Origin of the sequence: Curtobacterium sp. MCPF17_011 (genome assembly GCF_003234145.1) — a bacterium.
In the GTDB taxonomy this organism is placed as follows: Bacteria; Actinomycetota; Actinomycetes; order Actinomycetales; family Microbacteriaceae; genus Curtobacterium.
This window is the reverse complement of sequence record NZ_QKSK01000006.1, coordinates 257548-266980: the sequence shown is the minus strand read 5'-3', so window position 1 is coordinate 266980 and position 9433 is coordinate 257548. Positions and strand designations below refer to the sequence as shown.

The window sequence follows — 9433 nt, the reverse complement described above, 5'->3', positions numbered from 1 at the left end:
CAGCGCGGTCTCGGGAAGTTGACCCCGATCGAGTACGAGACGATCATCAACCCACAGGTCGCACTCGCGGCCTAAACGAACGAGTCAACCAAACCTGCAGCAGTCCCAACCGAACCCAGGGCGGGACCAACTGCGGCATCTGCAGCAACCGCACCATCGTCGCCGGCATCAACGACCTCACCACCACCCACCCCCGCCTCGCCGCCGAACTCGACCCCGCGTACGAGGCAGGTCACCCCGCCACGAAGATGTGCGCCGGCAGCGGAGACAAGCCCGAATGGATCTGCCCCGACTGCGGACACCACTACAAGATGTCCCTCTACAACCGCAGCCAAGGCTCCGGCTGCGAGCCCTGCCGCCGCGTTGGCCTCCGAAGCACGCGCACGAGCCTCGTCGACACGCACCCCGACATCGCCGCCCAGTGGCACCCCACCCGCAACAACGGCAAGCAGCCCGAGGACTACTCCTACGGCTCGAACGACGAGGTCTACTGGCTGTGCACCACCAGCGCCGCCCACTGGTACCCGCAGCGCATCGACCGAAAGGTCCAGGGCTACGGATGCTCGCTCTGCTCCAGCCGACGACTGATCCTCCGAGTCAACGACCTCGCAACCACCGACCCGCTCCTCGTCACCGAGTGGCACGACTACCTCAACGTCCCCAAGCGGCCCGAGCTCATGTTCGCCGGAACCGACCGGCACTGGTGGAAGTGCGCCTTCGGACACGTCAAGCAACAGAGCGTCCCGAACCGTCGGAAGTCACGCGGCTGCACCGACTGCGAACCCGAGGACAGGGTCCTCAACTAGAACTGAATAAGACCAAGACCAAGACCAAGACGACGGCGAAGCCCACCAGCTTCGCCGTCGTTTCCGTCGTTCTGGCCTGTCAGCCCAGAAGGTCTCACGTCCGGTGAGAAGAATCCGGAACGCCTCAATCCGTGGTTCTCAAGCAGCGCATGGTCTCATCGCTGCGAAAGAGTCTCACCTGACTTGAGAAATGACAGCTGTTGCGCGTTAACGAGGTCGGACACCATCACGGTGGCGTTCCACGGGATGTTCTCGCGGTTCGCGGGGCTCCCTGGGGCCGCCGTTGTCGCAGCGCGAACAACTTGTCTCCTTCACACACAACTTGTCGCCGGAGCGCGTTCTTCGGTGCCGCCTTCGTCAGGGGTCGTCTCCCGGCGAGTCAGGAGCAGCGTGCCGTGCGCGCTAGGTCGCTGGCGGGTGAACACGGCGTTCGGCAGGGACGTGCTCGAGCGGGACGCGCAGCGATCTGGTCCCCGCGCTGGTGCCCCCGACGGAAGTGCCGCACCCTCGCTCGGGTACGTGGACGGTGTTGCGTTCAGCGCCCCCCCTCACCGGGCATTTTCACCGGACAGTCATACGGGAATCCCCAGGTCAAGCAGGACACGGGCAAGTTGTCGTGGTTGTCACGGCCAGCCGTGTACCGGTGGACGACCGGCTTACGGAACATCGCTGCCGGTTGCCGGCTGGACTATCCGGGGGGCAGCCACGGGAGGAGCGCCGTCGTCGCGATGACGAAAGACACTGCCGGGTCGAAGGGCCTGCAGCTAGTGGGCGACTTCAGTGGTGATGAGATCGAGCAGCCGCTTCAACGTCGCCCGTTCCGCTGAGGTCAACTGTGCAAGTAGCTGGTCCTGCGCCGCCGCGAAAGCGGGGTCAAGCCGCTCGAGGAGCTCCGTCCCCGCAAGCGTGTTCTCAAGCAGGTTTCGTCGCACGTCCACGGGGTCGGGACGCCGCGTGACCAAGCCGAGCTGCTCGAGCCGCGCAGCATACCCAGAGAGGTCTTTGCGGTCGATCCGCACGCGACGGCCGACCTCGGCTTGGCTGAGCGGACCAGCCGCCTCGAGCACGGCAAGGACCGGGTACGCCGCCTTCGGGACGCCGGCCTCTGCGGTGAGCTCCGACACGACGCGAGATGCTCGCGCCGCGGCCTCGACGAGCAGCCAGCTCGGAAGCGAACTCAGTCGCTCCGGAATCTCCCGCTCAGCCATGTTCTCCACGGTAGGCGAAACTTCCTCTTCCATGTATTGTTGGGATCCCAACGTTGGGATCCCAACAATACGAGAGGCTCTTCATGTCAAGCGCACCGTCCGACGTCATCTCCCGCATCTTCGCTGCCATCGACGACCACCGCTTCGACGATCTCCTCAGCATGTACGCGAGCGATGTGAAAGCCACGACGGTAATGGGCGTCACTGTCGGCGCCGACTTGGTGGTCGAGCAAGTCCGCGCCGTTCACGAACCGATCCCCGCCACGCAGCACCTCGTCTCGGGCGTCGTCGCCGACATCGCGGGGAACCAGGCGGAAGTTCGCGGCAATGTCACTGCGGTCTTCTGCGACTCGGCGCATACGCCGGCGTTCGAGGGATCGAACGTCTGGCGCGGCCGACTGATGCGTCACGGCGACACCTGGCTCGTCACGTCGTTCTCCATCAACCTGGTGTGGACGCGCGGAACGTTCCCCCAGCTGCAGGCGTGACCACCGCCAAACTCCCCGACTGTCGTGCCTCACCACTACGTCTTCAGACATGGCGGATTCCGCTCCGCGAGCGGGACTCGCGCGCAGGCCGAGCGGGAGGGAGGGACGGTGAGCTCCGGTCGACCGAAACCGGGCGGACTTGCCCAGTGACGAGGGGGAACACGTGGACAAGCGCAACATGCTCCGGGGAACCGGAATCGCACTGGTTCTGGGCGTCACTCTGGGGGGTGAGCGCCTGCTCCGCTTCGAGCGATCAAGAAGAGCTGCGTGTCCCATCTTCATCTTCCGCTGCGAAGCAATCGACGCCTGCCGACACCTCCCGTCCAACCGATGCAGCATCGCCTTCCGATGCGGGCTCGAGAACTCAGGCCGGCGCAGCGACGACGCCACTGGGCGGCGCGACCCAGGATTGGCCCGCAACCGATCTCGGTCAGCGTCAGGGTGCAATGGGCCGGGCAACCGAGGAAACGCCCGGCGTCTACCGGTACGTGGTCGCCGCCAACGACACCACCTCTGGCCTGCTCGAGCGGTTCGACCTCTGCCAAATCGACATCGCGCTGTCGTATGAAGCCGACGGCGGCCATCTCACCGCAGGTCAGGCCATCACCGTGCAATGACACCTGGATGACGGACGAGGCAGCGACACGACCGACGACCACCGAGGCTGGAAGTGCACCTACCCCGAGCAGCCTCACACCTCGCGGACGGGTTAGCCCGCGAGGAATCCGCGCCACCGCTCGCGGATGCTGTCGCTCCGACTGACCGCCCGCCCCAAGCAGCACGGCTGACCATCAGCACATCAAAACGCGCCCGGTAGCCGATCGACCGCCGAGACATCGGCCGAGTAGAACTTGGGGATGCGAACACATCGACTCTGGGTGGGCTGGATACTCGGCCCGGTGACCATTGCGTTGTTCGTCGTGACCGTCATCGCAGCGGCCACAGGTTCGCGCTCGTCCGGCGCGACGCGGTCGACGCCGGCGTGCTCACCCGGTCGGCGGACGGTTCGTCGTACCGTTTCGACACGAACCCGGCCCGGAACGGCGGGCACCTGCCGTGACCTCGGCCTGTCGCCCTGACCGCTGCCCGGTGACCGGCGTCACGTGCGGCTGACCGGCTCGCCGAGCAGCCGCCGGGTCCAGTCCGCCAACGCCGCGGTCGCCCGCCGCGACACGGCGGCCTCGGGCACCATGCTCGTGAAGCCGTGGAAGGCCCCGGGCCAGACGTGCAGCTCCGCTTCGACGCCCGCGGCCCAGAGCCCGCTGGCGTAGGCGACGGTCTCGTCACGGAAGACCTCGGCGCTGCCGCAGTCGATGTACGTGCGTGGCAGCCCGGTCAGAGACGTCGCACGCGCCGGGGCGGCGTACTCGGACACGTCGTCGGTGGCCCGGCGGTCGCCCAGGTAGGCGGTCCAGCCGGACCGGGTCATCTGCCGGTCGGCGACGCCGACGCCGTCGATCTGCTGCGTCGAGACGGTCCGGTCGCGGTCGTCGAGCATCGGCGAGACCAGGATCTGCCCGAGGAGGGCCGGGCCCCCGCGGTCGCGTGCGAGCAGGGCCGTCCCCGCCGCGAGACCGGCTCCGGCGCTCTGTCCGGCGATCACGATGCGGTCGGGGTCGATGCCGAGTTCGTCGGCGTGCTCGGCGACCCACACCAGGCCGGCGAAGCAGTCCTCGACCGGGTAGGGGTCCGGATGTTCCGGGGCCAGGCGGTAGTCGACGCTGACGAGGACGACCTCGTGGTCGAGCAGCCAGTCGTCGTAGGAGTCCAGGTTGCCGAGGTGGTGGCCGAACATCATGCCGCCGCCGTGGATCGTGTAGGCCCCGGTCGTCGGGCCGGTGCGGCCGATGCGCTGGATGACCGCCAGCTCGATCGGGTCGCCGAGGTGGCCGGGCACGGTGGTGCTCCGACGTTCGAGGCCGTGCTGGCGCAGTCGCTCGTCGAGGGTCTCCAGCGGGATGTCGAGCTGCCGCATCCGGGGCAGCATCTCCGGCGTGAGGACGAACGGTCCGCGTGCGGCCAGTGCGGCGAGGAACGGCGCGAGCTCGGGGTCGAACGGCGGGCGGGCGATCAGGTCAGACATCGGTGTTCTCCTGGCTGGTGGTTGGAGCAGTTGTGGTGGAAGGGGTTGCGGCGGTGCGGGCGCGGAGCATGCCGACGACGACCAGGACGGCCGCGACGGCGGTGACCACCGCGCCCGCGATCGAGACGGCGTCCTCGAACGCGGCGGTCCGACCCGGCACCCAGGGGGTCGTGCCGAGGTCGCCCGGCACGACGGCGGCGAGGATCGTGCCCGTGGCGGCGATCCCGACCGCGGTGGCGATCTCACTCGCCGTGTCGACGAGTGCTGCCCCGATCGACGTCCGGTCGGCGGGCAGCCCGTGCAGGACGTTGTTGCCGGCCACGGCACCGACGACGCGCATGCCGGCCGCGACGAGCACGAGGGCGACGAGGACCCCGGGGTACCCGGACCGTGCGGTCAGGGCGAACACCGCGAGGCCGGCGACGACCGCGGCGGCGCTGATGCGTGCCGCCCGGTCGAGTCCGACGCGCTGGACGAAGGGGCCGACGAGGCGTCCGCTGGCGAGGAGGACGACCACCTGCGGCAGCGTCCCGACGGCGGCGAGCGCCGGGGGCCATCCCCAGGCGAACTGCAGCTGCAGGGTGACGAGGTACGACAGCGCGGCCATGGCGAGACCCGCCGCGGCCTTGTACGCCAGGCCACTCGCGACGAGCGGCCGAGCGATCAGGTGCAGGTCGAGCAGCGGGTGGTGTGCGGTGCGCTCCCGGACGACGAAGCCGACGGCCACGAGGGCGGTGACCGCTCCGGCGCCCCACCCGGCCCATCCGGCAGCGCCACTGATGACGAGCGTCGGGGTGACGAGGACGCCGACGATGCTCGCGGTGCCGAGGACCGCCCCGGCGACGTCGATCGGGTCGTGGTGCAGGTCGTCCGGGCGGTCCGCGGCGATGCCCGCCCGGATGCCGGCGAAGGCGACGACCGCGATCGGCACGTCCGCGACGAGCAGCACCTGCCACGGCGCCACGGCCAGGACGAACCCGCCGACGGTCGGCCCGACAGCGAGGCCGACCAGCCCGGCGGTGGAGATCACGGTGAGCGCCCGGACCCGCAGGTCCTGGCGTGCGAAGAGGCGGAACGCCAGTGCCATCGAGCCGGGGGTCGTCATCGCGGCTGCGACGCCCATCAGCGCACGGACGACGACGAGCTGCTCCACCGCGGAGACGAACACGGTCAGGAGGCTCGACACGGCCAGCAGCACCAGGCCGACGAGCATCGTGCGACGCCGGCCGACGCGGTCGGCGACCGCACCGAACAGCAGCATCAGGCCGCCGAAGGCCACCGAGTAGGCACCCGACACCCACTGCAGCGCGGTCGTCGAGGCCCGGAGGTCACGGGCGATGGTCGGCAGCGCGACGTTCAGGACCGAGTTGTCGAGCATCTCGAACAGGAAGACCGCGGACAGGCCGGCCAACGGCAGCCAGGCGTCGCGGAGACCAGCGGGTGGCGAGTCGGGTGTGGTCGGCGGGGAGGTTCGTACTGACACGGGCGCACTCCTTCGATGAAGAAGTGGCGGCTCCCGTGAGACGCGTACGCGGTTCCGTCTGCCGGAGCAGAACGGGTTCTTTCCCTCTGCGTCGAACTGTAACGCATCCGGACGCCTCGCGGCAGGGCGGGCGGGACGCCGCGTTCACTACGGTGTCGTCATGCCCCCTGCGACGTCGACGGACGGACTGACCACGCACGCCTCCGACCACGTCGTCATCGGCGGTGGCGTCCTGGGCGCCGCCACCGCCCGGGCCCTGGCCGCCCGCGGCGAGCGCGTCCTGCTGCTCGAGCAGCACGACCGGGGACACGTGCACGGGTCCTCGCACGGGGGCAGCCGGATCTTCCGTATGGGGTACCCCGACGCGGACTACGTCGACCTGACGCTGCGGGCCTGGGACGCCTGGGCCGCGCTCGAGTCCGCGTCCGGTCGGACCCTGCTCGACCACACGGGCGCCGTGGACCACGGTCGTCCCGAGGTCGTCGACGCCATCGCCGCCGCGCTCGACATCGCGGGCATCGCAGTCGAACGCCTGACCCCCGACGAGGCTGCGGCACGGTGGCCCGGGATCGCGTTCGAGGGGCACGTCCTGGCGCACGCCACCGCCGGCCGGATCCGCGCCGCCGACGCCCTCGAGGCGCTGCTCGACCTGGCAGCGGCGGACGGCGCCGACCTCCGCTTCGGTGTCCGTGTCACCGACGTGCAGGACGCCGGAGACACGGTGACCCTGACCCTCGCGGACGGCAGCACGGTCCGCACCCGAAGCGTCGTCGCGGCCGTCGGCGCCTGGGCGCCCACCCTGGTGGGTGCGTTGCTCGCCGGGCGTGGGGCGAGCCTCCCGGCCATCCGCGTCACCCAGGAGCAGCCCGCGCACTTCCCCAGCCACCTGCCGGACGAGGCGTGGCCGTCGTTCGTCCACCACCCGGCCGACGGCGGCGGCGTCTACGGGCTGCTGACCCCGGGCGAGGGCGTCAAGGTCGGCTTCCACGGCACCGGGCCCGTCGTCGACCCGGATCACCGCGACCGGAGCCCGGTGGCGGCCGAAGTGGAACGGCTGCAGGCGTACGTCGCACGGTTCGTGCCGGGGGTGGACGCGTCACGGCCGAGCCTCATCAGCTGCCTGTACGACAACTCCCCCACCGAGGACTTCGTGCTCGACCGGCGCGGGCCCGTCACCGTCGCGACCGGCTCGTCCGGGCACGGGTTCAAGTTCGCCCCGCTGGTCGGCGAGATGCTCGCGGACCTGGCGACGGGCGGGGAACCGTACCCCCGCTTCGCACTCTGACCCGGTGCGGGTCCGCTCGGGGTCAGACCTGCTCGGAGCCGGCACGCTCGGGGTCCGGCGCCGCGTCCTGTCGTCGGTCCTGCACGAGCTCCTTCGTGCGGAAGAGCCGCAGCGCCGTCACCAGGACCAGGCCGCCGAGGACGTTGAACAGCAGCGTGTAGCCGAACCAGCCCAACCACTGCCCGTACGTGATCTGCTCGCCGGACTGGATCGCGCCGAAGACGAGCAGCGAGTCGAGGATCGAGTGGAAGAGCTGCAGACCGGCCAGCAGGAACCCACCCGCGACCGCGGCGACGAGCTTCGCCGGATCAGAGTCGGTGCCCTGCTGCATCCGGCCCATCAGCGTGATCGTGCTGCCACCGAGCACGGCGAGCACGATGCTCTGCAGGCCGAACGGTGCGTCGATGAAGTGGTGTGCGGACTCGGCGAGGGTCGCGTGCCACTCCGGGAAGGCCTGCACGAGGAGCCACATGAACACCCACCCGCCGACGAGGTTGGCGACGAGTGTCCCGCCCCAGAGCTTCAGCAGCTGCAGGGGTGTGCCTTCCTTGGCCACCACCGCCGCCACCGGCATGAGGAAGTTCTCGGTGAAGAGCTCGCTGTGCGCCAGGTGCAGTGCGATGAAGCCGATGCCGAAAGCCAGTCCCGCCAGCAGGTGACTGTCCGTCTCGGTGAGGACCGCGAGGAACGCCATCACGCCGAGCCCCACCTCCAGTCCGCCGAAGAACCCGGTCACCAGCACGACCCGGGTGGTGCGGTGGAGCCGTTCCGCGCCCTCCTCGACGGTGGCGTCGAAGGACTCCACCAGTTCGTCCTCGGCAGGGGCGTCGGTGGAGCCGATCTCGCGTCGGCGGTCGTCGGTCATGGCGGGGACGCTACACAGCCGGGGTCACCTCGGTGCCGGACTGTCGGAGCACTGTCCCGGTCACGCGCCGCCGGTAGCGTGATGGGATGCGCGTCGTCATCGCACCGGACTCGTTCAAGGGCACGGCCACCGCGTCCGGGATCAGCGCGGCCATCGCGGACGGTTGGCACCGTGGACGTCCGGACGACGAACTCGTCCTCGTCCCGATGGCCGACGGTGGCGAGGGCACACTCGACGCCTTCGCCGCCGCGGTCCCCGGCAGCGTCCGCGTCCCGGTGACCGTCACCGGTCCGGACGACCGACCGGTACGCACGGCGTGGCTGCGCCTGCCTGACGGTCGCGCGGTGGTCGAACTCGCCGGAACGAGTGGACTCCCGCTCCTGTCCGAGCCACGACCGGACAGCGCACACACGACGGGGTTCGGGCAGGCGGTCGCCGCGGCCCTCGACGCCGGGGTGACCGGACTCCTGCTCGGCATCGGCGGCAGCGGGTCCACGGACGGCGGCGTCGGTGCGCTCCAGGCCCTGGGACTCGGGGTCACGGCGCCGATGGGCGTGACCGGCGGGGCGCTGCTCGACCACGTGCCTCCCGTCGACGTGACCGGGCTGCGACCGCTCCCGCCGCTCGGGGTGGTCGTGCTGAGCGACGTGACGTCACCGCTGCTCGGTGAGGACGGCGCCGCGGCGGTGTTCGGACCGCAGAAGGGCGTGACGCCGGAGCGGATCGCCGTGCACGAGGCGCGGCTCGAGCGTTGGGCGGGCTGCTTCCCGGACATCGACCCGATGACGCCCGGAGCCGGGGCGGCCGGCGGCGCGGGGTTCGGGCTGCTCACCTGGGGCGCGACGATCGGCAGCGGGGCGGCGACGGTGGCAGAGGTCGTCGGTCTCGCCGGAGCCGTGGCCGGGGCGGACCTGGTCGTGACGGGTGAGGGGCGCTTCGACGGGCAGAGCGGTGTCGGCAAGGCGCCCGGGGTCGTCCTGGCCCTCGCCGCAGGACTCGGGAAGCCGGTGATGCTCGTCGCCGGCGAGGTCGCGGCACCCGTCGACGCCTTCGCGGGTGCGGCCTCGCTCACGGTCATCGCGACGCAGACGACCGGCGAACCGGGCGACGCCCGACGGGACCCGCTCCGGTTCGCCGCCGTCGCGGGAGCCCGGTTGGCGTCCCGCTCCTGACGTGCGGCTGGACGCGCTGTGGTCGCACCTGTCGGACGCTGGG

9 protein-coding genes are annotated in these 9433 nt (G+C 70.5%); 5 read left to right on the top strand and 4 right to left on the bottom strand.

The features are described from left to right. The first annotated feature begins 137 nt into the window (after positions 1 to 137). Complete coding sequence (locus tag DEJ25_RS10090; RefSeq protein ID WP_309146920.1) at positions 138 to 806, top strand: zinc-ribbon domain-containing protein; 669 nt, start codon at positions 138 to 140, stop codon at positions 804 to 806. A gap of 764 nt (positions 807 to 1570) precedes the next feature. Here DEJ25_RS10090 and DEJ25_RS10085 read toward each other — a convergent pair. Next, positions 1571 to 2014, bottom strand: a complete 444-nt coding sequence (locus DEJ25_RS10085; protein ID WP_146243145.1) for a MarR family winged helix-turn-helix transcriptional regulator — start codon at positions 2012 to 2014, stop codon at positions 1571 to 1573. 83 nt (positions 2015 to 2097) lie between these two features. On the opposite strand from DEJ25_RS10085, the gene DEJ25_RS10080 reads away from it, so the two are divergent. Together DEJ25_RS10080 and DEJ25_RS16430 are read left to right on the top strand one after the other, a co-directional pair. Next, entirely contained in the window at positions 2098 to 2502 is a 405-nt protein-coding gene (locus DEJ25_RS10080) for a nuclear transport factor 2 family protein (RefSeq protein WP_110903806.1), read from the top strand. A 227-nt stretch (positions 2503 to 2729) separates the two neighbouring features. Continuing rightward, positions 2730 to 3119 carry a hypothetical protein gene (locus DEJ25_RS16430; protein ID WP_146240660.1) on the top strand — a complete coding sequence of 130 codons (390 nt, stop codon included), beginning with the start codon at positions 2730 to 2732 and terminating at the stop codon, positions 3117 to 3119. A gap of 482 nt (positions 3120 to 3601) precedes the next feature. Here DEJ25_RS16430 and DEJ25_RS10075 read toward each other — a convergent pair whose 3' ends face one another. Together DEJ25_RS10075 and DEJ25_RS10070 are read right to left on the bottom strand one after the other, a co-directional pair. Continuing rightward, the gene (locus tag DEJ25_RS10075; protein ID WP_111044589.1) at positions 3602 to 4585 is read right to left on the bottom strand and encodes an alpha/beta hydrolase; all 984 of its coding nucleotides are present in this window, start codon (positions 4583 to 4585) and stop codon (positions 3602 to 3604) included. Continuing rightward, entirely contained in the window at positions 4578 to 6068 is a 1491-nt protein-coding gene (locus DEJ25_RS10070) for an MFS transporter (protein WP_258366467.1), read from the bottom strand. Before DEJ25_RS10070 ends, DEJ25_RS10075 begins: the two co-directional genes overlap by 8 nt. Before the next feature lie 160 nt (positions 6069 to 6228). Here DEJ25_RS10070 and DEJ25_RS10065 point away from each other — a divergent pair, with 160 nt between their 5' ends. Continuing rightward, on the top strand, positions 6229 to 7353 hold the full coding sequence (locus DEJ25_RS10065) for an FAD-dependent oxidoreductase (protein ID WP_181427401.1): 1125 nt from the start codon (positions 6229 to 6231) through the stop codon (positions 7351 to 7353). Between the two features lie 22 nt (positions 7354 to 7375). On the opposite strand, the gene DEJ25_RS10060 is transcribed toward DEJ25_RS10065, so the two are convergent. Beyond that, positions 7376 to 8218 (bottom strand): formate/nitrite transporter family protein, encoded by an 843-nt coding sequence (locus tag DEJ25_RS10060; RefSeq protein ID WP_111044588.1) that lies wholly within the window; start codon positions 8216 to 8218, stop codon positions 7376 to 7378. An 86-nt stretch (positions 8219 to 8304) separates the two neighbouring features. Here DEJ25_RS10060 and DEJ25_RS10055 point away from each other — a divergent pair, with 86 nt between their 5' ends. Further along, a complete protein-coding gene (locus tag DEJ25_RS10055; protein WP_111044587.1) occupies positions 8305 to 9390 on the top strand; it encodes a glycerate kinase in 1086 nt (361 codons plus the stop codon). Positions 9391 to 9433 lie beyond the last annotated feature (43 nt).